This is a genomic window from Pandoraea eparura, from assembly GCF_902459725.1.
Taxonomy (GTDB): domain Bacteria; phylum Pseudomonadota; class Gammaproteobacteria; order Burkholderiales; family Burkholderiaceae; genus Pandoraea; species Pandoraea eparura.
Genome location: NZ_CABPSH010000010.1, coordinates 136,132 through 159,945, shown reverse-complemented (window position 1 = coordinate 159,945; position 23,814 = coordinate 136,132). Strand labels below are relative to the sequence as shown.

29 protein-coding genes are annotated in these 23,814 nt (G+C 56.4%); 4 read left to right on the top strand and 25 right to left on the bottom strand.

Going from position 1 to position 23,814, the window contains the following annotated elements:
* Window positions 1–20: 20 nt before the first annotated feature.
* Window positions 21–530 (top strand): J domain-containing protein, encoded by a 510-nt coding sequence (locus PEP31012_RS18575; protein ID WP_150590771.1) that lies wholly within the window; start codon window positions 21–23, stop codon window positions 528–530.
* Here the strand turns inward: PEP31012_RS18575 and PEP31012_RS24180 are convergent.
* From PEP31012_RS24180 to PEP31012_RS18450, 24 genes are all read right to left on the bottom strand, one after another.
* A complete protein-coding gene (locus PEP31012_RS24180; protein ID WP_150590770.1) occupies window positions 514–3,159 on the bottom strand; it encodes a lytic transglycosylase domain-containing protein in 2,646 nt (881 codons plus the stop codon). The genes PEP31012_RS18575 and PEP31012_RS24180 overlap by 17 nt on opposite strands.
* Window positions 3,159–4,667, bottom strand: a complete 1,509-nt coding sequence (locus PEP31012_RS18565) for a hypothetical protein (RefSeq protein ID WP_150590769.1) — start codon at window positions 4,665–4,667, stop codon at window positions 3,159–3,161. The genes PEP31012_RS24180 and PEP31012_RS18565 overlap by 1 nt, the downstream gene beginning before the upstream one ends.
* 9 nt (window positions 4,668–4,676) lie before the next feature.
* A complete protein-coding gene (locus PEP31012_RS18560; protein ID WP_150590768.1) occupies window positions 4,677–5,804 on the bottom strand; it encodes a hypothetical protein in 1,128 nt (375 codons plus the stop codon).
* A 2-nt stretch (window positions 5,805–5,806) separates the two neighbouring features.
* A complete protein-coding gene (locus PEP31012_RS18555) occupies window positions 5,807–6,277 on the bottom strand; it encodes a hypothetical protein (RefSeq protein ID WP_150590767.1) in 471 nt (156 codons plus the stop codon).
* Window positions 6,278–6,288: 11 nt separating this feature from the next.
* Window positions 6,289–6,654, bottom strand: a complete 366-nt coding sequence (locus PEP31012_RS18550) for a hypothetical protein (protein WP_150590766.1) — start codon at window positions 6,652–6,654, stop codon at window positions 6,289–6,291.
* On the bottom strand, window positions 6,651–8,072 hold the full coding sequence (locus PEP31012_RS18545) for a packaged DNA stabilization protein (RefSeq protein ID WP_150590765.1): 1,422 nt from the start codon (window positions 8,070–8,072) through the stop codon (window positions 6,651–6,653). The genes PEP31012_RS18550 and PEP31012_RS18545 overlap by 4 nt, the downstream gene beginning before the upstream one ends.
* Window positions 8,072–8,785 (bottom strand): hypothetical protein, encoded by a 714-nt coding sequence (locus PEP31012_RS18540; protein ID WP_150590764.1) that lies wholly within the window; start codon window positions 8,783–8,785, stop codon window positions 8,072–8,074. The genes PEP31012_RS18545 and PEP31012_RS18540 overlap by 1 nt, the downstream gene beginning before the upstream one ends.
* On the bottom strand, window positions 8,782–9,174 hold the full coding sequence (locus PEP31012_RS18535; protein WP_150590763.1) for a hypothetical protein: 393 nt from the start codon (window positions 9,172–9,174) through the stop codon (window positions 8,782–8,784). The genes PEP31012_RS18540 and PEP31012_RS18535 overlap by 4 nt, the downstream gene beginning before the upstream one ends.
* Complete coding sequence (locus PEP31012_RS18530; RefSeq protein ID WP_150590762.1) at window positions 9,171–10,379, bottom strand: P22 phage major capsid protein family protein; 1,209 nt, start codon at window positions 10,377–10,379, stop codon at window positions 9,171–9,173. Before PEP31012_RS18530 ends, PEP31012_RS18535 begins: the two co-directional genes overlap by 4 nt.
* A gap of 8 nt (window positions 10,380–10,387) precedes the next feature.
* Window positions 10,388–11,110 (bottom strand): hypothetical protein, encoded by a 723-nt coding sequence (locus tag PEP31012_RS18525; protein WP_150590761.1) that lies wholly within the window; start codon window positions 11,108–11,110, stop codon window positions 10,388–10,390.
* Between the two features lie 105 nt (window positions 11,111–11,215).
* Window positions 11,216–11,521, bottom strand: a complete 306-nt coding sequence (locus PEP31012_RS18520) for a hypothetical protein (protein WP_150590760.1) — start codon at window positions 11,519–11,521, stop codon at window positions 11,216–11,218.
* The gene (locus PEP31012_RS18515; RefSeq protein WP_150590759.1) at window positions 11,522–13,657 is read right to left on the bottom strand and encodes a portal protein; all 2,136 of its coding nucleotides are present in this window, start codon (window positions 13,655–13,657) and stop codon (window positions 11,522–11,524) included. It abuts the gene before it with no gap.
* Between the two features lie 7 nt (window positions 13,658–13,664).
* Window positions 13,665–14,936, bottom strand: coding sequence for a PBSX family phage terminase large subunit (locus PEP31012_RS18510; protein WP_150590758.1), 1,272 nt, complete (start codon window positions 14,934–14,936; stop codon window positions 13,665–13,667).
* The gene (locus PEP31012_RS18505) at window positions 14,878–15,171 is read right to left on the bottom strand and encodes a hypothetical protein (RefSeq protein ID WP_150590757.1); all 294 of its coding nucleotides are present in this window, start codon (window positions 15,169–15,171) and stop codon (window positions 14,878–14,880) included. Before PEP31012_RS18505 ends, PEP31012_RS18510 begins: the two co-directional genes overlap by 59 nt.
* A gap of 22 nt (window positions 15,172–15,193) precedes the next feature.
* Window positions 15,194–15,514, bottom strand: coding sequence for a hypothetical protein (locus PEP31012_RS18500; protein ID WP_150590756.1), 321 nt, complete (start codon window positions 15,512–15,514; stop codon window positions 15,194–15,196).
* A 308-nt stretch (window positions 15,515–15,822) separates the two neighbouring features.
* The gene (locus tag PEP31012_RS18495) at window positions 15,823–16,239 is read right to left on the bottom strand and encodes a hypothetical protein (RefSeq protein WP_150590755.1); all 417 of its coding nucleotides are present in this window, start codon (window positions 16,237–16,239) and stop codon (window positions 15,823–15,825) included.
* A 264-nt stretch (window positions 16,240–16,503) separates the two neighbouring features.
* Entirely contained in the window at window positions 16,504–16,821 is a 318-nt protein-coding gene (locus PEP31012_RS18490; RefSeq protein ID WP_150590754.1) for a hypothetical protein, read from the bottom strand.
* Window positions 16,799–17,224: a hypothetical protein gene (locus tag PEP31012_RS18485; RefSeq protein WP_150590753.1), complete on the bottom strand. Its 426-nt coding sequence runs from the start codon at window positions 17,222–17,224 to the stop codon at window positions 16,799–16,801. Before PEP31012_RS18485 ends, PEP31012_RS18490 begins: the two co-directional genes overlap by 23 nt.
* Window positions 17,225–18,077: 853 nt before the next feature.
* Window positions 18,078–18,365, bottom strand: a complete 288-nt coding sequence (locus tag PEP31012_RS18475; protein ID WP_150590751.1) for a hypothetical protein — start codon at window positions 18,363–18,365, stop codon at window positions 18,078–18,080.
* Window positions 18,366–18,367: 2 nt separating this feature from the next.
* Window positions 18,368–19,342: an AAA family ATPase gene (locus tag PEP31012_RS18470; protein WP_246171375.1), complete on the bottom strand. Its 975-nt coding sequence runs from the start codon at window positions 19,340–19,342 to the stop codon at window positions 18,368–18,370.
* Between the two features lie 402 nt (window positions 19,343–19,744).
* On the bottom strand, window positions 19,745–20,539 hold the full coding sequence (locus tag PEP31012_RS18465; protein WP_174978298.1) for a conserved phage C-terminal domain-containing protein: 795 nt from the start codon (window positions 20,537–20,539) through the stop codon (window positions 19,745–19,747).
* Between the two features lie 14 nt (window positions 20,540–20,553).
* Window positions 20,554–20,904: a Ref family recombination enhancement nuclease gene (locus PEP31012_RS18460; protein WP_150590749.1), complete on the bottom strand. Its 351-nt coding sequence runs from the start codon at window positions 20,902–20,904 to the stop codon at window positions 20,554–20,556.
* Complete coding sequence (locus PEP31012_RS18455) at window positions 20,901–21,365, bottom strand: hypothetical protein (protein WP_150590748.1); 465 nt, start codon at window positions 21,363–21,365, stop codon at window positions 20,901–20,903. The genes PEP31012_RS18460 and PEP31012_RS18455 overlap by 4 nt, the downstream gene beginning before the upstream one ends.
* A gap of 76 nt (window positions 21,366–21,441) precedes the next feature.
* On the bottom strand, window positions 21,442–21,825 hold the full coding sequence (locus tag PEP31012_RS18450; RefSeq protein ID WP_150590747.1) for a phage regulatory CII family protein: 384 nt from the start codon (window positions 21,823–21,825) through the stop codon (window positions 21,442–21,444).
* Window positions 21,826–21,963: 138 nt separating this feature from the next.
* Between PEP31012_RS18450 and PEP31012_RS18445 the strand changes: the two genes are divergently transcribed.
* Window positions 21,964–22,266 carry a hypothetical protein gene (locus PEP31012_RS18445; protein ID WP_150590746.1) on the top strand — a complete coding sequence of 101 codons (303 nt, stop codon included), beginning with the start codon at window positions 21,964–21,966 and terminating at the stop codon, window positions 22,264–22,266.
* Between the two features lie 104 nt (window positions 22,267–22,370).
* Here PEP31012_RS18445 and PEP31012_RS24285 read toward each other — a convergent pair whose 3' ends face one another.
* A complete protein-coding gene (locus PEP31012_RS24285; protein WP_150590745.1) occupies window positions 22,371–22,673 on the bottom strand; it encodes a transcriptional regulator in 303 nt (100 codons plus the stop codon).
* Between PEP31012_RS24285 and PEP31012_RS18435 the strand changes: the two genes are divergently transcribed.
* Entirely contained in the window at window positions 22,672–23,403 is a 732-nt protein-coding gene (locus tag PEP31012_RS18435; RefSeq protein ID WP_174978297.1) for a LexA family protein, read from the top strand. The two genes, PEP31012_RS24285 and PEP31012_RS18435, sit on opposite strands and share 2 nt — an antisense overlap.
* A 28-nt stretch (window positions 23,404–23,431) precedes the next feature.
* Complete coding sequence (locus tag PEP31012_RS18430) at window positions 23,432–23,758, top strand: hypothetical protein (RefSeq protein WP_150590743.1); 327 nt, start codon at window positions 23,432–23,434, stop codon at window positions 23,756–23,758.
* Window positions 23,759–23,814: the final 56 nt, after the last annotated feature.

Sequence of the window (23,814 nt, the reverse complement as noted above, 5' to 3'; positions counted from 1 at the left end):
CCACCCGAAGGTGGCCTATAATGAAAAAGTTCCGCTCTCGCGGGGTCTATACGTTAAATCCTGTGCCCAACATCCACAGTCACTACGAGAATCTAAAAGTCGCTCGAGATGCGCCTATCGAAGTCATTCGGGCGGCGTACAAAGTGTTGGCGCAAAAATGGCATCCAGATCGGAACGACAGTCCAGATGCCGCGAATACGATGCAAGCCATCAATAGCGCCTATGGCCAACTGTCAGATGCAACCAAACGACGCCTCTATGATGATTGGCTCGAGGCGGAAGAGTTGAAATGGGTATTTCGTCATCCGACGATAGTCCCGCAACCTCACCCAACTCCACCCGCACCTAAAAGACCATCTGCTCCTGCGCCCACTGCTAAAGCGCCGACAAGTGGCGCATTTGAGATAGACGAATCTCGTCTGCGCGGCTTCAAATGGCCGAAATCCAAAAATGGTAAGGATTCAATGGGAAAATCTGCGCTAAGAACCATCATCTGGGCTGCTATCATCAACTCTATTTTTTCCCTGTGATGATTTGAGGGTTGGCCATGATGGATTTGAGTTTGTTGGCGCTCGCAATATCAACAGCACGCGCAACACGGCCCGACATCATCGCTCCTAGCCCACCTCCTGCGCTGGAACCGGCCATCATGCCCGGTACGCCGCCTAAGGCGTGGCCGATAGTGCCCCCGAGACTGCTTCCTATTGTCGGTGGAGCGTAAATCATCCCGCGCTGAAGTAGGTTATGACCTTGAACGGCGGCGCCAGGATATGCAGATGGCGTTTGCAAGATATGACCGGCGTTGTTCAACGTCTGGAATTGAGCGATTTCGTCGGGAGAGAACAATAGCGACATGCGCGAAGCTTGCGCATTCAGTTGCTTCGTGACGTTCGCAGCGTTCCAGAGCGAAGGGCCGTTTTGTGTGCCGCCACTATCGCCTGCTTGATAAATTTGCTTCGCGAGAGCGCCCTTCATCTCCGCAAGAGCTTGCTGCCCCTGTGGAGCGAGCGAGTCAGGAAGATTATTCAGAGTGTCAACGATGTGGCCTAGTTGCCCTGTGGGCATCGACATAATCTTGCTGGCGACCTTCTCGTCGGGCACCGCTTGATTGATGCCATTCGGTCCGCTCTCATTGAGAAGCGAAGAAATTCCCTTTGGGTTATCGAGGGTGTTCTTGCGCTCGGCATGCAGCGCCCGCGCAGATGCGTAGATATCGTCGCCGCCGGACTTCGTGACGTCCGTATCCAGCGCTTCTTTGATCTTGCCGATCAGACCGGAGTTTTGCGGAGACCACTGGCTGTTAAGATATTGGCGCAGTCCCTCAGCCTGTTGCACCGTGATCGGCTGCATACTACCGTCTTGCCCGACAATGCCTTGCTCACGGGTATAGGCATTAATGCCGCGGCGTAACGCGCTGTTTTCTGCCTTCCCAGCAAACATTGAGTTCGTGTCGAGTAACTTCCCGAAAGTGTCGGGTTGGACGTTCGGGATTCCGCCGGCGCGCTGGTCCGCGGCTTGATAGAGTTGGCTGATTGCGTTGTCGTAATGATCCGACAACCCCTGAAGCGGCGCGCGGATAGATTGCCCTACCGCTTCCGGCGTGTCCGCTGCAGCCCCGGTATTCTTGATAATCGACTGGCCGTAATTCTTCAGCGCGGCTTGCTCATTTGCCAGTTGCTGGCGCATTGCTTCGCCCACAGCGCTATCAAGCTTTGAGTGCTGGTATTCCTGACCAGCCAAGAACTTATCGCCTGCGATAGCGCTTGGACGCTGGCTATTCAAGCCAATCGCCTTCATCGTGGCGATATTGTCAGCCTGCGATGCGCCGGAAAGCACAGTTTTAGGTGTTGGGAGATCAGGAGCGTCAAACGTTGGCACGGGCGTGGGTGACGCGCTTGTCGCGGCCCCGGGAGGAATGCCACCATTGCCCGGAAGTGCTGCACGAGGAGGTGCTTGGGTAAATGTGCCATCTCCATTGGCTGTGAAATGCGGTTTAGGGGCCGCAGCCTCAGGCACTCGGGAATTGATACCCATCGGCCAAGATTCGGGAACTGGACCGGCTCCGATTGCCCCCGTGAGCCTATTCGGCACAACGCTACCCAAAGCCTTGGCCACAGGAATCGCGGCGATATTTGCCGCCACGGTCGGCACCTGATCATTGATCGTGGCCATCAGTGCATTAGGTGCTCCCTTGACGAAGGTGTCGGTGTAGGCTTGTCCAATCGGCGCCAGCAAATTACGTCCAATGGCCGAGTCCATAACGGCGTTTTTGGCGCCCGTGAGCATGTTGCCAAGCCCGGTCAATGCCTCTTGACCGCCTTGGGACATCGGGTGGTAAGTCAGCGCGTTCGATACGTTATTGCCGGCCTGCTCTGCTCCTGCATAGCTATTCCCGAGCGCCACCGAACCTAGTCGCACCAAGCCGGCGATAGGCGCCGCGATTGCTCCGGTCGCCATAGTAGCTAAGGGTTCGACGGCTGCCCCAAGCAAATCGTATGGCTGCACATCGCGCGGCGTGGGCGTCGGCAATTGAGTTCCCGGTGTAACGCCAGACGTCGCACCAGCCTTCGCCATTAGGGCGCTGAATGGGTCTGTCGGAGCCTGCGAGGTACCTTGCGAATTCCCCCCTAAATAGCGGCGTTCAACTTGGTCTGGCGCGACCGAAGCGGCTCCGGCCTTCGCCATTAATGCGGAAAATGGGTCTGCACCCGATGCTGCGTCCGCACCGGTGGGGGGCAATCCAGCCATCTGTGTTTGCGGCATGTTTTGACCTTGAAGAACTCCCTGGTTTTGATAGGCTGCCGTGACCTTTTTCACATATGCCTGCGTTTCCGGGAAGTCCGGAATGCCACCAGCCTTATCCACAGCCCCCGGGCCTGCGTTATATGCGGCTAGGGCAAGCGGTACGCTCCCGTACTTGTCGAGTTGCTGAGACAGGTATTTGGCGCCCCCAAAGATGTTCTGTTGCGGATCCTTGATGTCCGTAACGCCCATCTCCGTCGCCGTCGTAGGCATCAACTGCATCAATCCTGCCGCGCCCCTCGGAGAAACCGCGTTCGGATTGCCGTTACTCTCTGGCGTCATGACGGCGGCGAGCAAGCGCGGGTCGACGTTGTACTGCTTGCCCGCGGCTTCGAAAATGCTCCCGTAGTCGGCCATTATTGCGGTCCGTTGATGTAGCCCTTTTGCACGGCCCAGTTGTATTGGGCCTTGAACTGCGCTTTCTCTTTCGGCGGCATTTTTTCCACCATAGCTTTGACCTTGGATGGCTCAATCTGGTCTGCCACAAAGACGCGGGGATCCATCGTGCTGCCGAACTTGGCCGCCCAGGTGCGATATTGGTCCGGAGGAAGCCCGGCACTGTTCCATGCATCCTGCTGTGCTTGGCCCATGCGCTCTAGCCCGATATTGGCCTTCACAACGTCCTGAGCGGCGAGACTCGAAATGTGCGTGCTGGCGTTTGCGGATAGCGTAGTAGCGAGCTTGGAATCGGTACCACCGCCCAAAGCAGATGCTTTAGCTGAAGCGTATTGCGTGAGGTATTTGTTGGCTTCGTCGTATGAAGCGATCTTTTGCGGGTCGACTCCGGGAAGGTACTTGCCGAGATCGCCAGGGGTCTGAGCAAGCAGGAACGATTGAATCTGGTTTTTCTGGTCGGTACCTGGGCCGGTATTGCCAGCCTTCTGGAGAGCGGAGAGAGCCGATTGGAGTTGGTAGATACGTGCGCCCGATCCGGCGGCCGATTGCTGGTCTGCGACTAGCTGATTGCCAGAGCCGGTCCCGGCCACATCGGCGGCCTGAGACACGCCTGGCGCGAGACCGGTTGGAAGCACACCACCGTTCGCCGGCGGTTGGCTGCCGTAGCGGCCGTCGCCTATGCTTCCACCCTGTGCACCGCCCGTGACATATTGACCGTTGCCCTGCTGCTGCGCCGCTTGCGCCTTACTGATCAATCCCGGAGTGCCGTTTGGCTGCACGATAGGAACTTGCGACGTGGCGTCACTCGGCGTGAGTGTCTTGTTGACGGTGCTTCCGACAATCCCGGGATTAGTGAGCGGATTAGTGTCCTTGAATGCGATTTGACCGCCCGTATCGACCTGCGTCGGCGTAGGCGTCATCGCCTTAAGATTATCGAGAGTACTCGATACGGACGCCAAGCCTCGCTGCAACCATCGAGCGCGTCCTGCCGGGTCGGGTGGGATTGATTGCAAGCTACGAACTACCATACTTGGATCAGCATTGTAGTCCTTGATGATATCTGCCCCGCTTTGCATGACCTTTGACATGAAGTTAGGGTCGTTGGGGTCTAGGGTTGACATACGCTGATAGATGGCTTGATGCATCTTGTTGGCGTTGTCGATTTGGGTATTTGAAAGGGTGACGTTCGCTTGCTGATTTTCTGTCAGGCTCTTGGTAAGCGCCGGAAGCCCAAACGCTCCATTAGGATCACCTGCAAGCGCACCTTTCACGCTGTTCCAGTCCGTGTTTCCGTTGGCGTCCGTATGCGCTTGAATGGCTTGAGACACGGCCTGATTCGCGCCAATGGTCTGCTGCAACTGATTAGCATTGGCATTCATATAGCGCAGCTGCGCTGCTTGAAGCATGGTCTGCAGAGGGTTCATCTGCGGCGCTTGAACCTGCAGCGGAATACTCGGATCGATCGGCATATTTCCTCCTTAGTTTCCAGTCCAGCCATTGGCGGAGTTCATATAGCCGATTGGATCGCTGGATCGATTTGCCGCAGCTATCGTGTTGTTGTTAGCGTTGTTCTGCATCATCCCGTACAGCAAAGCGTTGTTGCCAATGCTCGACAGACCGCCGCTCAGTGCATTAGCACTTCCTACCTGTCCAGAAGCCAGCGCATTTGCGCCACTGGTGAGCGTATTCCCGATGTTGCCCATCGCTTGCGCGCCCAACGATCCATTGGTCGCCGCCGCGTTCTGGCCGCTACCCACAAGCGACGAGAGCCGATTCACGCGATTCGCTGCGCTGCTGTAGTTCGTGTTGAAGGTATTGAGCGCACGATTGAACACGTCGTTATAGGTAGAATCTGCGAGCCCTGTCGTATAAGACGCGGCCCCCTTCAAAGCCGCTCCCGATGTTCCAAGGCCTCGTGCCGCTGCGCTGTTCTGCACCGACTTGAGGCCCTGATCGAGCGTGAATTGATACCCGGGCGTCGCTTGCGCTTGCTCTGCCGTCGGCGCGGAAAATGTCTGGTTCAGGATGTTGTTCGGGTCGAGTTCCATCCCGCTGAATGGATTACTCGTTTGCGCCCCGTAGGCTGCATCTACCGCGGCGTTCAAGCCGTTGTAGTCGACCGATGAGCCACCGCTGCCACCGCCGCCTTGCAGAGGCTGCCATTGCTGCTGATCGCCCCCGATGTTCATCATGTACCCGGGCACGCCCCCTTGATACACGACTTGTCCGCTGAATGGCGCTCCGCTGAATCCCAATCCCCCAGCAGTGGAAAGTTGGCCACTGCCGGAACCGGAATTCGTGTATTGCGGCAACAGGCGAGCGTAAATCTGATCTCGTGTCTCTGCCGGCGCAGCACCAGATGTCTGCCGATAACCCATCGCCTGAAGCAGCGGATTGATCGCGCTGCTACCGAGATTAAGATATGGAGCGAGGTTCTTTTGCGTTTGCTGCCATTGCGCATTCTGCATCGATGCAGCGTTGTTTGCAGCATCCGCCTGCGTTTGTGCTGCACCCTGAGCAGCATTGCCGCTAAGGATGGCGCCACCAAGCGCGCCCGCGCCGGCTACAATCCCGCCGATTGCTGCGCCTGAGAGTCCGAAGGCCATATTTACCCCTTCAATCGATTCTTGATGAGTTGCACGTTTTCACTTCCGCCGAGCAGTTCGCAGGCCCTCGATTCCGTGAGTAGTTCGACCAACTTGTCTGTGTCCGTCTCATCCGTAGGGAAAAAATTCGTCCATACGGAATCCTCAAGCGCTAGGGCTGCATTTTTCTGCCCTGGCTTGACAGTCAGCGTGTGCGGTGCCGTTATTTCCACTACGCCGCCGTCAGTGACGAGCTGAAGCTTGCCCGCCGAGAGAACAGCGAGGTTTTCGGTCTTGTGGATCGCCCCGACGAGCACTGTTCCCTTTGGGATCGTGATTTCACGCGCATACATTCCAGGCGCGAAGTAGTGTCGAACCGGGCATTCGACTTGAGGCTGGTCGTTCAATGCATCTTCGAGGCGATGAACCTTCTCGCGCATCGATGGTTTCTTCCAAAAGTCGCTATACCGCACAGCCGGCACGATGCGAGGCATCAATGGTCCTGTCATCGTGGCAAAAACATCACCGTAGGTGGCGGATTGATGAACGTGACGTTGATAAAGTCGCCTTTTGACATCGGCACGGGAGCATAGAATTGCCCCGTGTTGAAATACGGAGCAGATCCGCGTCTGAGCTGGACGCCCGTTACTCCACCGCCCGAGATGAACAACGCGCCATCGGCTGGGGCCTTATATTGGAGCGGCGACGAACCAATCGGGACCGTCACAGGGGCACCCCCTGGAGAATTACCTGAAGCCGAGCCAGTTCGGTCAAATAGTGTGAGCAAGTACTGCCACCACACCATTTGAACTTTCCCGTTCTCATCGAGAAAATCGACGTTCGGAGGTGGAATGTTCGAGACGATCGTCATGTGCGAGCGCTTGATACGTCGACGTATGCACCATTAAGCGCCGTTTTCACGGGCGCCGACCAAGACAATTCAAATACTCGATCTCGCGCGTATCCAAGACGCTGAAACTGGATGCATGTCAGGAACTCGCCAAGCTTCCCGAGATTTCCAGAGACGGCATTACCCCAACTCGCGCCGCGGTCATCGCTCCATCTGAGGCGCAATTCCGGGTCGTAGGCGTCTTGTGCGACGCCCTCTCCGACTTCCATATCCGCGATGAACTGACGAAACAGCGCGCGCTTCCCATTCGCCCCCAAGTGCGGGAAAGACCGAATGCGCACGATTGGATTGCCGTTGTCGTCAAACACTGTTTGATCTAGCACATAGACGACTCCAGTCTTCCAATCACCGACCAGATTGAGACCGTCGTACAGATTCGCGTTGTTCATGCGATGACGCGACAACGAGCCGTCGGCTTCGAGATAGGCACGCTGGTGCCACATGTTCGTCGCCGTGTCGAAGCACCACGTCTTATTTGCCGTCGGGAACGTCAGCACGTAGAACTCATGGCCGCTCTGTTGATAGGAGCACCCAATAGCGTCATCAATGCGGGCGTAGGTCGCGATCTCCTGCTCTAGCGCATGCGTCGAAATGCGATTCGCGGTGTAGTTGCGACCAGCGTAGACAATCCCTTGGCCTCGGTCATCTTGACCAAGCCAGAACAGCGTCAAACCAATTTTCGCTACCGAATGCTTTGCTGCGCAACCGTGCTCGATGAAAACGCCAGGCATGCGACCAAACGTGAAGTCCGATGCGCCCGTATTGAACCAGACCTCGATCGTCTTTTGCCCGAACATCCAAATTTCGCGATGCATTACAGCCAACGTCACGAGAAGGTCTGGCGCTGTTGACTTTGAGGCAATATCCAACGGATTGAACGTGACAGACTGGTAGTTCGAGATATAAAACTGTTGCGTGCCGGGCTTGTTGAAGATGAAATATCCATCAACATAATCAACACGATCAGCGCCATAGAAGGCAGGATCAGTGATCTGCGCCCAGACATTCGTGCCTAGGTGAATCGTGAAGCCAGTGGGTGAGCCATCGACCACGACGGCATCGATCCCGTTGTCTTGGATACTCACTGGCCCCGTCGTCGTGGTCAGATTCCCGAGCAGCGTATAGGCACCGATGCTGCTTACCGCGTATACATTCGACGCCACTACCTCAAACCGCTGGCCGTTGCTTGCCGTGTAGATACACCGCGACTCCCCAGCGATGGGGGGCGTTGAATATACCCGTAGGCCTGGAGTCGGGTAGTGCGTAACAGGCGCCTCTGCATCTTCCGGGTTGTTCTCCGGATACAGATTCACGCAGCGCTGGGCGTCCGCGATGATGCTGCGAGCCGTGTATGCGCCGCCTTTGAGAAGTACTCGCATCAGTACGGACGGTCGCTATAAATGTTGTACTTCTGCTCAGATGCCAAGCCGCGCGGCATCGTCATGGATTGAATCTGCACATTCATTCGCTTGATGATTCGCTTCGCATTTCCTGCCAGACGCACCAGCGACGGCATCGGTTCAAGCTGATAAGACGGCGCAAGCCACAGAGCCAGGTTGTAGCGGATGGCGGCGGTATATTCAGGCGGCAGATTGATAACGGCAGCCGGCACAGAGAACTGAGGGAGCGCCTCCATCGTCACGATGTGCAGCTCGAACGTGCTATTTGGCACCGGGCATAGGAACAGATTTCCGAGCGGATACGCCGCGTCGTAAAACGCGAACTCCGGGAACGACACGAGCGACTTGAGCCCAATGCGCACGTAATCTTCTCGAGCGTCTATCATCTTCACCGGATAGTCGATTGGGTTCGACATGCCCGGATTCAACCTCGCATATGCCGCATTGATCTTGATAGGGCGAAGCACGTTGAAATTTCCGCCGACCCCGACCGTATAGGACTGGGCTCCCGTGGACATCAACGCCGTATCGACAAGGTGATAGACGCTCAAGCGCTCGCCCTGCCAAGCCCCAAGCATCATATTGAGCGTTGCCAAGCCGTCGGCTGTGTCATCCGGGCCGATAGATTGCCCGATGCCAAGCGCTCCGATATCCTTGAGCGCGAGCGTGATGAGGTCGACGGCGGTCGTCATGCGGCCTCCAAAGCGGCCCGGATCTTGTCATCAGACCAACGCTTGTCGATCCTGATGCCCTTCTCTTCCGCGATCTGGAGCAATGCTGCTCGGGTGTCGGGATTGTCTGACCCCAACAGCGCGGATTCTTCCTCAGCATTCTGCACAAGCTGATCGCCTACCCACTTCGGATATTCGACGTAATCAGGTGTATGTTCGCGGGCTACGAGGTCGACGCGTTCGGGCTTGACCCAGCCATCTCCGAGTGCGACAAACTCGGCTTCGTTCGCGACGATGCGAGCCTCTTTCTCTGGGTGAGACACCCACATGGGGAACTCTTGGAACATGTCGCCTCCAGAAGCGAAAAACCCCGCCGAAGCGGGGGTCGATTGCTGCATCAAGGCGCTCATCGAACGATCCGGCACGCGAGTTCCGGGTAGATAGCCGACCAGCCATACAACACGTCGATACGAACCGGAACCGTATCGGTGCCAATCGCATATTGGCGCGCGATACGCATCGAAATGCCCTTATGCATACGACGAGCACCCCATGCACCGTATTGGCTGACGTCTTCCAAGTCGGCGGTGGCCAACGTGAAAGCGTCCTTGTGGTAGGTAAGATTGGCGACGTAGCTGGTCGAGGCAGCGATATCCCACGCCACCGCCGCCGCATTTGCCGGGCCAGCCGATACCGTCTGGTATTGCTGGTTGGACGCCGCCGTGTTGATCGCCGGGAAGATCGAGAGGGTTGCGTTACCCGAGCCGTCTGCGGTCGCGTCAGCCAGCACCGTGAATTGACGCAACACGCCGGTCGATTGGCGATTCTGCGGGTTCACACCGTACACGCCAGCGATCGTGAAGGTGTCACCCTTCTTGACCGTGCCAGCAGCACCGAGACCGGTCACGAGTAGCGACGAACCGGTTTGACCGGCCCCAGATACCGTACCGTTGGTACGCGTACCAGTCGTAAACGTGTTCACGTTCTGGTCCATGCCGATGTCGAAGCCCAGGCCAGACGGCGAGAAGATGCCGCTTTCGTATTGTTCACCGATCTTGTTGGACGGGTTGAACAGGCCAGCCGCCGATTTGACCATCGAGCCGTTGGTAGCCGGATCCCAGATGGCGGTGCGGCGCCCATCGCGCGGAGTTGCTTCGTTGTCGAGCTTCACGCCAGCATCGAGCAGATACTTGATGTCGTTCGGGATCGTGCCGACGGTGCCGACATTGTTCGCCACGGTCGACGCCAAAGCGAGCCCGTCGAAGTCCAACTTGTTGGCGATGGTCGCCATGGCCGGCTTCAGGTAGCGATCCGCGAACTCGTCCACGATCAACGTCAAGTCTTGCGACGACATCGTGAAATCAACGTGGAATTGCGTCGTCAGCGTGACCGGCACAGACGTTTCGTTGATGTTCTCAATGTTCAGGTTCGGGCCGGTCGTACCAACGAAGCGGTTCGGCTTGCGGGCATTGACCGTCGCGCCAACCTTGGCGCCGCTGATCGCAAAGTCTTTCGAGTACTCGCGATTGGCGCGGCTGGTGAAGGACAGGTTGTTCTCAAGAATCATCAGCGATTCATCGAGAATCTTGGTCGGAGTAAGGAAGGTGTTCGACATTTAAGACCTCATTTCTTTTGTCGCTTCTTCCACGCGATGTAGTCCGCCGTCGACGCGAATTCTTCGGGTTCGACAGGAGCGGACTTTCCGCCAACAGGCGTAATCGGGGCCGGAGCGTTGGACACAGGGGCAGCCTTGGTTTGCTTGACAGTCGATTCGAGACGGGCAAGTTCCAAAGCCATGCGCAACGGAGGAAGGGACAACAGGCGTTCGGCGTCTTCGGGGTTCTGCCCCAGGTGGTGGAGCACCTTGTGACCGGCATCCATAGACGTGATGGCCTCAAGGAACTCAGGCGATGCGCCGCCCAGCATTCCGAAGGTCTTCAACGAAGAATCCCAATCTGGGAATTCAGTCTTCCCGGCCTCGAATACCTTGTTGCAGGCCGAATCGAACTCCCGCTGCTTCACCAGTTGCTCAGCGGCCTTGTAGACGTCTTGCACCGGAGGATTTGCCGCCGATGATTGGTCTGTTGCGGGCTGCTGGTACTGGCGTAGCTGCGCCTCAAGCGCTTCACGCTGCCGCTTTTCCTCGTGTTTCTCCCGCGTGAGCTGGTCGATACGCCGTTGAACCCAGTCGTTCTTTGGCTTTTCCTGCGCGGTCGGCTCGACTGCTGCTGCGGTTTGCTCGGTGCCCGGTTCCGTGCTGGTTTCTGTGACGGGCTGTTGCGCCTGTTCCGTAGAGGCCGTAGGCGTTACGTTTTCTACTTCGACTTGCTGAGCTTCGGTTTGCATGGACGAGTCCAAGAATTGAGCCCCGCCATACCGGACGGGTGCGGAAACAAAAAAGCCCGCGACTCTTTCGAGTAACGGGCTTGGGTAAAGCGGTGAATCTGTGGCTTAGCGCTGGCCGCCGATGATGTATTGCTCGCTCGCCGGCACAATTGGACTGGCCGTGGTGTTCACGTACTGAATCGCCAGCGTGTTTGCAGCCGACACCCGAACGTTGCCGATTGACAAGCCGACCTGATGCGACGCTTTGTTGACGTCAATCGAATCGCCTACCTGCAAGCCAGGCACAGTGAACGTTTGCTCTGCTGTGGTATTGGCCGCTACAGACGCAGGCGTCAGCACCTGCTTGATGTTGTAGATGCCTTGAATCGGAGAAGTCGATCCGAGGTCTTGGAGGATTCCGGGATAGGTCATTTACTGCTCCGGTTGGTTTTGGCTAGGCGTAAAAAAACCCGCCGGAGCGGGTTGTGCGGGTTGCATCTGCGATGGATCTGGCGGCATCGGTGGCGCGCCATTCATCGTTGGATCAGGCGAACCGGTCTGAATCATCTGCATCACCACTTGCGTAGCCACATGCGCGACGACTTCAGGGCTGATGTCCTTTCCGATTGCAGCGAGGCGCTTTGTCTCCGCCTCATAGGCACGGATGTTCGTTTCCTCGGCTTGGTTCCCTTGATCCGCCTGAGCAGCTTGCAGGGCTTGAGACAAATGCTCGATCATCTGCCCCATCTGCTGCATCTTCTGCGTCATGTCCTGCTCTTGCGGCGTAGGGCCTTCACCAAGAATTTGCGGGGGGATAGTGCGATGCAAGCGCTCCGCAACCTCATCAGCCATCGGGAAATCAGCAGCCTTGAACAGCAAGTCGCCCGCTACCTTCATCAGCCCTTGGTCTTGCGACATGATCTGCGTGAGCGCGTTAAACGCTTCTTGGCGTCGCGTCTCATAGTTCGGGCCAACCTCTACCGTCACGTCATATCGACCGATGCCAGGATTGAAGATCAGTTGCACCTCGTTCGCAATCGACGGATGCGGAACTTGCTGGAGTGGCTGCTGCTGCTGCGGATCGACCTTCGCGAATGTCTCTGTACCGTCTTCTCCGAGAATGCGCACGACACGTTGCGTATCGTAGATCTTCGGGATCAGGTCAATCAGCACGCGGCCCGTGTACCGAATAGCCCGAGCAACGTTGTCGATGTAGTGGTAAGTAGCGCGGTCGCCCTGGCGCTGGCGTGCCTGAATCGCCACACCGGCCTGCGCATTCGACTGCTGCCCAAACTGCTCCTGATATTGGCCCGAGGCCATCATCAGTTCTTGTTGAGCCGTCTGCATGCCGCTCAGATAGGCTTGGGCACCGACGGGCGGCTGCTCGCGCTGCGGGCGTTCAATGGGCGTTCCATCGTCACGCAGCCCGTTATATGGCAGGTACGGGAGATTGTCCTTGTTGGCGTTCGCCCACTCGCTTTCGTATCCTTCAAACGCTTCAGCGGGCCCCACATACGGCGTCTTCGTCTGCAGCGCGATGTATTCGACCTGAGCGCTGGACATGTAGTTGTACATGCGCTGCGCGTCTTTCATGCTGCGCGTGTGACCCTTGCGCTCGGTCTTTCCGTTGATGCAGATTTCCTCACCGATTACGCGCACGATCGGGATATACCGTCCCGCCCACGGCTTTTCGTCGATGATCTTGTCGCCGGCCAGCAGATACCATGTAATGGCAGGCTCTGAGACGGGGCGCTTCTGGATCGATGCATCGGCCTCGATAACCTTGCGTTCCTGCTCATCCTCGATGCTTGAAAGCATCACCGGGCCGCGCTCAGGATGGTTGACTAGCGTGTCAGTCTTCGTCGTCTTGCGGAAATACTCGCAGACGCGGATCTTGTCCTTGCTGATCCAGTCGCTTCCAGTCGTGTCGTCGCCAAACGTGACGCTCTGCGCGCGCTCGCCTGGGTAAGTGGCCTCGTACTCGGCCTTACTCATATCCTGGAACACGAACGCGAACTTGGCATCGGCGCCGTCGGCCGATTCAATATCGCAATCCAGATAGATCGTGAGCGGGTCTTTCACCCGACGCAGGAAGATTTCCTGATCGAACGAGCCATCATGTGCGTACTCGCAGACGATGCGCCAGTAGCCCAAGCCACCCTGCACCGCGAACTCAGTCGCCGTGTCATAGACGATCTCGGCGTGCGAGTTGTACTCGATATGGCGCACAATCCCGTCAAGGATCTTGGCAATCTCGATATCAGCGTCACCGTCTACCGGCAACGTCTTGACGCTCGGCTTGTTCTGCTTGGCGTCGTTGATGATCTGGAGGTTGTGCTGGCGCGTCTTGTTGATCGTCAGGCACGGGCGCGCATCGCCCTCGCGCGTGTTGCGGATCTGGTCGGGCCACTGCCAGCCATTGTCAGAATCGCCATTCGCAAAACGCATGTCCTCCACGAACTTCTTCCGGAACTCGCTTTCGGCTTCCTCGCAGCGCGCAAAGCGTTCCTTTGCTTCGGCCACGATCTTGCTTTCGGCGGTTTCTTCGGATTTGCGTTTGCGGGCCATGGCTTCCTTATGACATCCAGCCGCCGGATGTTATCGTCCGGCGAATAGTAGGTTTCTGTGGTTTTGGCGCTTTGCCAGCCCGGCGAGCGCCTTCGCACGCATATCGAAGGGCATCGATCACGTGGTTGTCCTTGTCGTTCAGGATCGGAAGAATCGCTTCCGTAAGAGGGTCGACCTTGTAGCTATACAACGCCAGCTCATCAATCAGGTGCTTGCAGCGCGGATGAACGATGATGTCGAAGCTCTTAAGGAACTCGACACCTTCTTCCAACGACTTCGCCCCTTTGATCGCAGCGCGGATCTTAGGGAATCCGTTCTTCTGCATGTGGCTGATCGTCTCGGGCCGCGCCGAGTCAGCCGTGATAGGCCACTTCTCGGCGTCCGGCACGCTCATGAACAGTTCCGGCAAGTTCACGATCTCGCAGCCCACCATATAGGCTTCGTAATCGACGTACAGGCGGTTGCCATCGATATCGCAACGGATCAGAACCGAAGGATCGACAGAGAAGCCCCAGTCAGCGCCTAGACGGTGTATGGTTCCCTCTGGACGCTCGAATTCCTCGACGCGCCAGTTATGGAACACCCGGGCATTGCTGTTCTGCTGATACTTCCCAAGCCAGATGTGAGCGTACTTGTCAGGATCGCGCCGCTTGTCGTACTCCATCTCATCGACAAGTTCTTGCGGGAACCACGGGTTATCGCTGAAGTTCGCCTCTACGACCACAGCACCAGGCGGAAGCGTATCGCCACGCAACAGCACGTCAATCGGATCCGTCGCGTAGCGTGGGTTCCAGCCGAACCATAGTTCGCTGCCCGGTGCGCGGATGGTGGGACGAAGCAGGTCGAGACTGCGCTGACTGGCAGATTGCGCTTCCTCGAACCACGCCCGGGTAAATCCTTCGAGCGACTTGATCGAGTCCGACGTGTGATCCTGCATCCCCTGGAAGATGATTACGCCGCCGTTCTTCGCGTTGATCTGCGCGTCCAGAACGTCGAAGTAATAACCCGCGTTGAGGCTTTCAATCTTGCTTTCGAGCAGTTTCTTGACCGAGAACTTGAGCGACTTTTGAATCTCTCGCAAGCACACTGCATCGGTCCTTTGCCGGATGCAGTCCTCGATCAACATCTCAGCGAAGAAGTGGGACTTGCCTGAGCCTCGCCCACCGTATGCGCCCTTGTAACGGGCCGGGGCAAGAAGCGGCTCATAGACCGCTGGCGTCTCAATCCTTAGAACGGACAATGACGCGCTCGATCTGTTTGAATTGAACCGGCTGCCCATCCTTACCGGTTAGCTCGACGCCCTGCATAGCCTTGCCGTATCCACGGTCAAGCAACTCTTTGACCGCCGCTATGCACGCCTGATCGCTTTCAGACGTATGCATGATGCTTACGAGCTTCTGGATGGCCTCCGGGCCGAACTGCTGTGCAAGCGCCTTGATGTCAGCGGTAGCCTTGTTCGGCGTTCCCTTCTTACGACCTCCTCGGCGTTCGCCCGGAGCAGATCCTTTTGCCATTGCTATTTTTTGCTATTTTTTGTCAAATTGCGGCTTTCACCATCTCACGCACCGCAGCAACCTCATGCGCGAATACGTGAACACCGCTCCCGATCTTGGCTTCGAGCGCGTCGATAGCAGCGTGCAGGCGCATCAGCGTCCCGGCCTTCTGGTCAGTGGAGATAGCCGCTTCCCCAGAGTTCGTTGTCGCCAGCCCATCCGATGAATTCGACCCAGCATCGAGTGTGCTCTGTGCAATCGCCGCAGTAGTCGTATCGGTACTCGACATTCCCGGCACGTTTCCCTGCTCACCTACATCAGCATCGGTCACGACCGGCTGCACTTCGTTCGATTGGTCCATCATGATCTCCAGATAACGTTACGGTCGCCTACCGCCAAAAGGATCCGGTATTGCACCGGCAGGAGACGGCTTCCCAAAGTATCGACCGCTGCCGGTGTTTCTCCCCACTACCGGCTTGGGGTAAGCCAGAAACGCAAAAACCGCCCGGAGGCGGTTAGTAATCGGATTTCGCGTCCGGATTTCGCGTACCGGATGCAATCGCCATGCGTGAGAAAACGAAAAGCCGCCCGGCATGACCCGAAGCGGCTTTTTTTAGAGGCAACTCTGGCCTCTGCGCAAAGAATGGCACATCTTTCGAAAAAAAGCAATACTTACCATTCGACCCCTTTACGCGACAGAATCGGCGCGATCTTGGCCTTAGCCTTTGCATAGGCTTCCTTCTGGTCAACCACGCGAGGGTTGCGCCACACTGCCGGCCCTTTTCGATTGCGTAACTCGGTCATGATCGCGATACGGTCATCGCTCAGCAATTCCTCCATCGCGAATGAGATCATCGGCATGACATACGCCTCAATCCGGCTGTCGATAACCTCGTCAGATGAAAGCCATTGATCCGAACTGGCTGACCTCGCGCATGCCACATCCTGGCGCCCGTAACCTTCCACAGGGACATACCCCTGCTCCCGGCAATACCAGTCATACAGAAGGTCGTCCAATGCGTCATAGGGATATGTATCGAGTGACGAGACATATTCAACCTTCGGGGTGGGGCATGCCGTATATGCCATCTTTTCTCCCTATGCTAAATACCGCAGACAAGCCGCGCCGAAACCGATGATGGTTGCTGTGCTGGCGATGATGAATATGTTGATGGGCGTCATGCTGGCCCTAATACTCAAGTGGCATCGGCTCACCATGTAGTTCGGCGAGGCGCTGAGCAACTTCGCGTAGGTTGGCGTAGACAAAATCACCGTAAGGGGCGGTTTGGTCCAGCTCATTTGGTGGAATTGTCAGAATCCAACCGTTATTTACGGCTCGTAAGATATAGGTCATCACATCCCCTTCCCTATCTCAGCAGCAGCGCGGACGATGGCGCGGCGAGTGGCTTCCCCATCACACCCCGGCCCGTCGAACGCTTCGTGCGCGTAGGGGAGTAGATAACCTATCGGCAGCCCTTCAGCATGGACGCCATCTGACGTAACCGTGATTTGCAGTCTCAACTTCACTGCCAGCCGCAGCGCGTCGCCGTCGTCTTCAAGTGGGTCAAAGGTGACTACATTTCCTGATTCGTCTAACCACAGGTCGGTATCTTCATATCGGGTCAGCACCGCCGCCTTCGCCGCAAGCTCAAGCATCTCTTTGTCGGTCATGGGCACTCCGGTAAGATTTGATGAAACGCTCCTGAAACTGATGATGCGTGAGGAATTCGGCGGTATTCCCATTGCTCAACATGCTCTCCCCCTCACGCTGATAGCAATCTCCGTCCGCAAAGACGTAACTTTCATCGCCGTCGAATATCGCGATCTCTAAACCTGCCCCGTCATACAAGCGGTCGATCACGATTGCGAATGGTTCACTTACCCATGTGACGCGTCCGGGCGGCAGGCTAGGCGATTGGCTACCGCCACTCACAAGCAAACTGCCTGCTGCGGTGCCTTCTACGAACCCTTGCGCGCGCCCGGCACACCACATCTGGAAATCCCGCTCCGTGTACGTTTCGCCCCTATGGAAGCAAGCCTCGAACTTGCGCCGCATCTGTTCTTTGTCATCCATCACACGCTCCCGAACAGCGCGGCCACCAGCGGGTCACGCTTTACCAGATTGCCAGTTCTTTCCGCATACCTAAGCCGATCTTTCGCATTTCGTATGGCCAGACGCTCAGGATCTTTTCTCACTGTGTCCCGATACCTTGCACACGCTTGGGCCGCGGTGATCGGGCGAGGCTTCATGCGATTTCGACCATGGCCATATGTGTAATGAGGCGCATATGGCCCGACTATTCCAACGCGCCCCCAATCAGACACATGGATTTCATCCACCCTGTGCTTTGCACGAAGGTGCTTTGCAACCGTGCTCATAGACATCGCAAGCGCATTGCTGATCTGTTCGGCACTCTTGTTCGGATGGGCCTCCATGTAAGTGCGGATTGCTTCCCACGCAGGGGCAAACCGCTCTTTCGGATATGCTGGGCGTTTTGGAAGCCCCAAGAATCTGGCGTAGCGCACGATTGCGTCAGCACTCCGCTTGGGGAGAAGTGGGCATAGAACACGCTTCACCGGGCCAGCGTCTCCCCAATGCTGGCAAAGCGTCTCCCTTTCTTCTGTCGTCCATGCTGTCGTGTATGGCATATCACCCTCTCAACAGGTAGTCGACGGCTTCAGCAGCCGACGTGATAACCGCAATCTCACCCTTCCATGCGGCATGAAATTCGATCTGGTCAGGAGTCAGCTTTCGCGCGCTCGGCGGCTTGCTCCCATCTTTAATCTCGAACAACACATTCCGGCCGCGCCATCCGCAGCAAATGTCGGGGAAACCTTGGCCAGCCGTGCTAGTTACAGCGACCGTTGCCCCGATAGCCCGAAGGGCCGAGACAATTTCGGGCTGATTCGCGTCGACCTTGGCGGCTCTACGCATTGCCGCTCGCAATACGGTCAACTTCGGCACCGGTATAAGCGTGGCCATAAGGATCAGGAATGCCGTTCTCAGCGCAGAAAACGTTCAGAAGATGAAAGCCGTCCCCGTTGGCGAATCGATAACCACGCTTGTGAGCCTTCGACAAGCTGGAGAAGAACTGAAGCATCGGCTCAGGGTCAGCTTTGATATTTCGCTTAATCTCCGCTACCTCCTCGGCCGTCCAGCCGTACCACTCGACTAGATAGGCGAACTCTTCAGCAAATTCCTTGGACACGCGCATGGTCAGAACTCCACGGTTTCGGCCATATCGACCGATTCAACGGGTTTGGGCAACTTGTACCGATGCGGAAATTCTCCGCGGTTCTCCACGTACTGAAACGAATCACGGTCGAACCAAAAATGAAAGGCGCCCTCATACTCGCCGTGACGCTGCTTTTCGATGGACAGAATCACATCCCCCTCGGCCATCACGTAATCCGCTTCGTCGTTCTTGAGGTGCAATTTGCCCTCTGCCAGCGCTTCCTTCTTCTTGTTACGCCAGACGATCACCACGTTGTCCACCAAGTCGGTAATGGCGCCTGAACCCTTGACGGAGAACTTGCCCACCTGGTCGTATTCGTCTTTTCCCTTGCGGACGTGTGCTACCAGGTGGATATGAATGTTCTCGGCCTGGGCCACTGACGTAAGCTGGTCAACGAAATCCTTCTGGCCGTTGTAGTCGTCCTCACCAGCAACGCACTTCATAAGGTTGTCCACGAACAAGTGCTTGATGCCAAGCTCCGAAGCGCAATAGCGCGCCACGGCGCAAATGGCGTCCGGAGTCACCTTCCCGAGGTGGTCATAGATCCAGAGCCGGTCATCCGTCCATTTGTGGAAGTCACGGATGAATCCTTGAGACGGATCCGAAGCTGCCCATGCCTGACGCGTCATGCGCGCCATCGTCTTATGCGGTTTCATTTCGAATGATGCGATGCACACCTTCTGGCCCTGCGTGCAGAGGTCAAGCGCAACCTGACTGGTGATGATCGACTTGCCGTGACCGTTCACGCCCGCCCAAAGCGTCACCTCGCCGTCGCGCAGATCGACTTTCCCCCACGTCTTGGTCCAGCCCAATCGGACAGCGGGCATTTCCGGCGGACGATGGAAATGATCGACAACAGCATTCATCCACTCGGAAGCCGGTCTCACTTTGTGCCACTCGGCCGTGTCGGTCATGTAATCCGACAGGTTGATGACGTCAGCTTTAAGCACCTGCATGTTTGACTCCCAAAAACTCGGTATTCATTCGGGCATCCCAAGGCATGAGCCACACGGGCAGTGTCCTTGACGAAACCATAGACCGGTAGCGCTCATGCGACGCGGGGAAGTCGAGAAGAACTTCCGCCCCGACGTGTCGCTCGACGTCCCAAAGATGTAGAGAATTCGTCCTGGCGTTTGCAATAGCCTGAAGCTCTCCAGCAATCGGCTGCCCCGGCTTAGCGAAGGCCACGACGTCCAATCCTCTCGCCCAACGCCACTCATACCGCTCACCCGGATTCGGATACACATCGAATCCATCGCGGTCGAATGGCGTTTCACCGCAAAACGTCACCCCGACGAATGCTGGCCGTACGCCGTCACGCAGCAGTTCGAGGACTGCACCCGTGTTCGGAGCGGCTTTCAAAATGCCACCCCGCGCCCAGGAATCCACCTCGCACCCTCCGGGATGACCACATACGGCGGCGGCTTGCTGGGGTCAGGCGGAGGTTCGTCTGGAGAAGGCAGACTGCCCCGATAGCCAGCAAATTTCGTCGCGTTGAAAAGCGTCTCAGGCCGCAGGTATTCGGCCATCTTTTCGTCGTTCAGCCATTGCGCTACCTTTGCGTCGATCACGGCTTTGCAGTCCGCAACCGTCGCGCCTTCGGAAAGCCGAGCGCCGATCATCGACAAATTCGCCTTCACGGGCTGGAATGACCGATGAGCCTTTGCGTTCAGGTAGTCCAGCACCTCACTGGCTTGTGGATGGTCTTCGGGTTTTGGTTTTGCAGAGCGACGGGGTTTGGAGGAGGCGTCGGGCTTGCCCGACATATCCTTCTGTTCTGTATCTGTTCTGTTCTGTTCTAGGGCGTTACTGGAACGTTTCTGTAACGTTTCATTGGTTTCGACTTGTTGTTTTTGCTTCTCTCGATACCTTCTAACCCTCCCTGTGCTTGAATCCGACTCATATTGACGCTTGCTCCAGTTAAGCAAATTCCAATCAGAATCGATGAAGCCTCGACGCATGAAAACATCCTTCGTCTCGGCCAACTCCTGTTCCGAAACTCGCATTGCAAACGCAATCGATGTTTCACGCTCGGTTACATGAAACGTTTCAATGCCGTTACTGCACTGTAGGCAGAAAAGCATGACGAGGCGTCGTTGCATAGCCTCGCTCATCATCTGTACCTTCGGGTCGGAAGCAAATTCCGAGTACATGCGGAACCAATCCATTACGTGCCCTCGATCATCCCGGCAGCGATCAAAGCGCCGTCAGGGACTTGCATATCTCGTTGCTGTAGCCACTCGATGCACCAGCGCAGCAAGTCCATCTGCGCGCCGTAGCGTTCCTCGAAGCGGGCCTTGTAGGGGTGGACAGCCACAGCCGTCCCGTTGTCCTGGTGATGGCCGCCACAGAGCGGCAAAACGAGCCAATGAGCATCAGGCTTCGTACGGCCATCAATGTGATGCAAAGAAACGTAGTCGTTGAAACCACCCTCGAAGCGACACGCGATGCAGCCGATATGACGGCACAGGTCATCGTGGAAATGTTTCTGAGCAGTAGTTGGCGTGCGGCCTTTCATTGCTTGCTCCAACGCCGCCATTCAACGAACGGCTCGCGGAATTGCTCGTGGAATATCGCCGCAGCTTCTGCCTTGTGGTCGAGTTCTGAACGACTGTTGATACGGCATCGGTTACGGATCAGCTTTGCGGCGTCCTCGGACATCGAGCACGCCCAGCCATGCTTCGCATGCAGGAAATTCCAAAATTCGGGGTTGTTGCAGAGTTGGCCAGCGAGCTTGGCAAGTTCGCCGCCCTTCTGCTGAGACTCCGGTTGTACGGGCTGTTCGTCGTCGCCAATCTCGACCAACACAGCGGCGAATCGATGGCCAGCATGATTGCCCTTGCGGATAGTCAGGGTTCGGAATGCCTCAAGGTCGGTCGCATCGGTCAGCCAGAATGTGACCTTGGCACCCCCGTTGTGGGTATCACTCCAGCCCGCAAGCTGAACCTCACCTTGAAACGTCGGGATGATTGAAGACATGACTAACCCCGAAGCACCAGATACGTAGGAATGGCGACGGCCAGAAGCACGACGGCGCTCATGATGTAAGCGGTCATTAAGCTGCCCCTCCTGCGCTAACCTGCTTGATCAATGCCAGCACGTCAGGCAGACGCTTCGCCAATTCCTGAAGCGCTCGGTCTTGCTTTGCCTTCTCGTCCTGCAAGTACTTCTCGATCAAGAAATAGACCGGCGTCAGATCGCCTGTGGCTACCAGATATTTCTCCAGGTCATCCACGGAAAACTTGCGGGGGTCGTCGGGATCGCCGCCGAGCTTGCGCGAAAGCGTTGACTGCGACATGTCCATGTCAGCCGCAATGGTCTTCAGTGGGTTGGAATGGGAATACGCGCCGGCACGGACACAGGCCAGCAAAGACTGATGGCGTTCAGCCAAACCCGGCTGAAAATCAAGCGTCATCTGCTTAGTGGTGATTACCGTCATGTTGTTTTCCTGTAGTTGCCGGTACGAAGAAGCCCAAAATAAAGACGTCTCTTCGGACGCCACACCCAAAAAAGAAGGAGCCTCAGACCATGTTAGATTTCCGTTGTCACCCTTCAATCAACACGGAAAGAGGCCCCTATGAACTATTTCTACGTCTCAGTCAAAAACGATCCATCGATTCGAGTAGCACTTGCGAAGCTGAATCAAAATCTGGAGCTCGTCCCAGTGATCCCACTTGGACCAGAGGTTCCGGACGCAGGGAACGCATTGGTGCGCTGCATCGAGGTGCATCTAACGGGATATGGCTTCCTCCGCTTGGTGCCGGATCAGGAAGGAAAAACCCACGGCACTCCTGCGGTTGCGCTAGCCATCCCGCTTGGACTCGTGAACTGGGTTCTGGAGTCGGGGACAGACTCGACAAAGGAGCTTGGCTTTCTGTGACCTTGCGACGTGCACGCTCACCGGCAATTTCTCTTTCAAGACGGTCGAGCAACGCATCGTCATACGTACGGAGCGCGCGAATCACACGACGGATGGCGCTCATTTCAGGCGACTCCCTCAAGAGCCACGCCCCCGGTACTACTTTCCGCTGCCCCTGCGCCCTCTTGTGGGACGCTGGGGCTTGGTCGGAGGCGCTCTTTGACAACCATCCAATCGATATCTGGACGGAGTTCTTCGCAAAGAACCGCGTGGCCTGTAAGGCGCTCAATTTCTGGGCAGTGCTCAGCAGGTACCCGGCGACCTTCTTCGCCCCATTGGCCAACAGCGCTTTTCGTCACGCCAAGAGCGCTTGCGAGTTTTGTTGCTGATCCGACGATGCGAATCGCTTTGTCAAGAGGCTTTTCCATGACTCAAAGTATAGAAATTCTGCACCACAAAAGTCAAGAATTTGTTGACCTTCCGCGTAAAGATTTTCTCTACACTCGGCTTATGGATATCGGCCAATGGGTACGCGCAAGCCGCGAAGCAGCCAAACTCACGCAGGAGCAGTTGGCGGAGCAACTTGGAAAAACAAAGAGCAATGTTTCTGGTTGGGAAAACGGACGACATGAGCCCAGCTTCGGCCAGATCAAAGAGATCGCGAGGATCACCGGATATGCGATCGCCATTCCTGGCATTGATCGGCTAGTCCACTCGAACGTAGAACCTGTAGCAGCCAGCACCGCACTTCGAAGAGTGCCCGTTATCAGTTACGTCCAGGCAGGGCAAATGGTGGAAGTTATCGACCCTTTTTCTTTGGGAGGGGGGTTCGAGATTATTGAAGTGTCGGCACCATGTTCGGCACGGACTTTTGCTCTTCGCATCCGAGGTAACTCAATGGAGCCGAGATTCTTTGAAGGCGACTTGGCGATCATTGATCCGGAACTATCGCCTAAGCCGGGGCAGTTTGTTGTAGCCAAGAACTCAAATGACGAAGCGACCTTCAAAAAGTATCGCCCTAGGGGTGTTGATGAGCACGGGAATGAGGTTTTCGAGCTGGTCCCAATGAATGAGGACTACCCTATGCTTCATAGCGAAAGGGACCATCTTCACATTATCGGCGTGTGTATTGAGCGCCGAGAGAACATGCTCAGATAGAAGTCCACAATTCTTGAGGAGATATGACATGACTCGGTTTTCACTGACTTTTCTACTAGCAGCACTTTGTTCCTCTGCTTTTGCCCAACAGTCGTATCAGGACATTGGGAATACCCGTTACTACCAGGACGGCATGACTGCTCAACAGATTGGGAACCAAACGTATTACAGCAACGGAAATGTCGGCCAGCAAATCGGGAACCAGACTTATTGGTCCAATGGGCAAAGTGCTCAACAAATAGGCAACACGACCTATTACAACAACGGCACAACAGCCCAGCAGATCGGTAACACGACGTATTATTCGAACGGGAAGACTTGCCAACAGATCGGCAATCAAATGTTCTGCAACTGACGTCGCTCCACGAACTGTCAAAGCCCGCTTCGGCGGGCTTTTTGTTGTCCTGAATT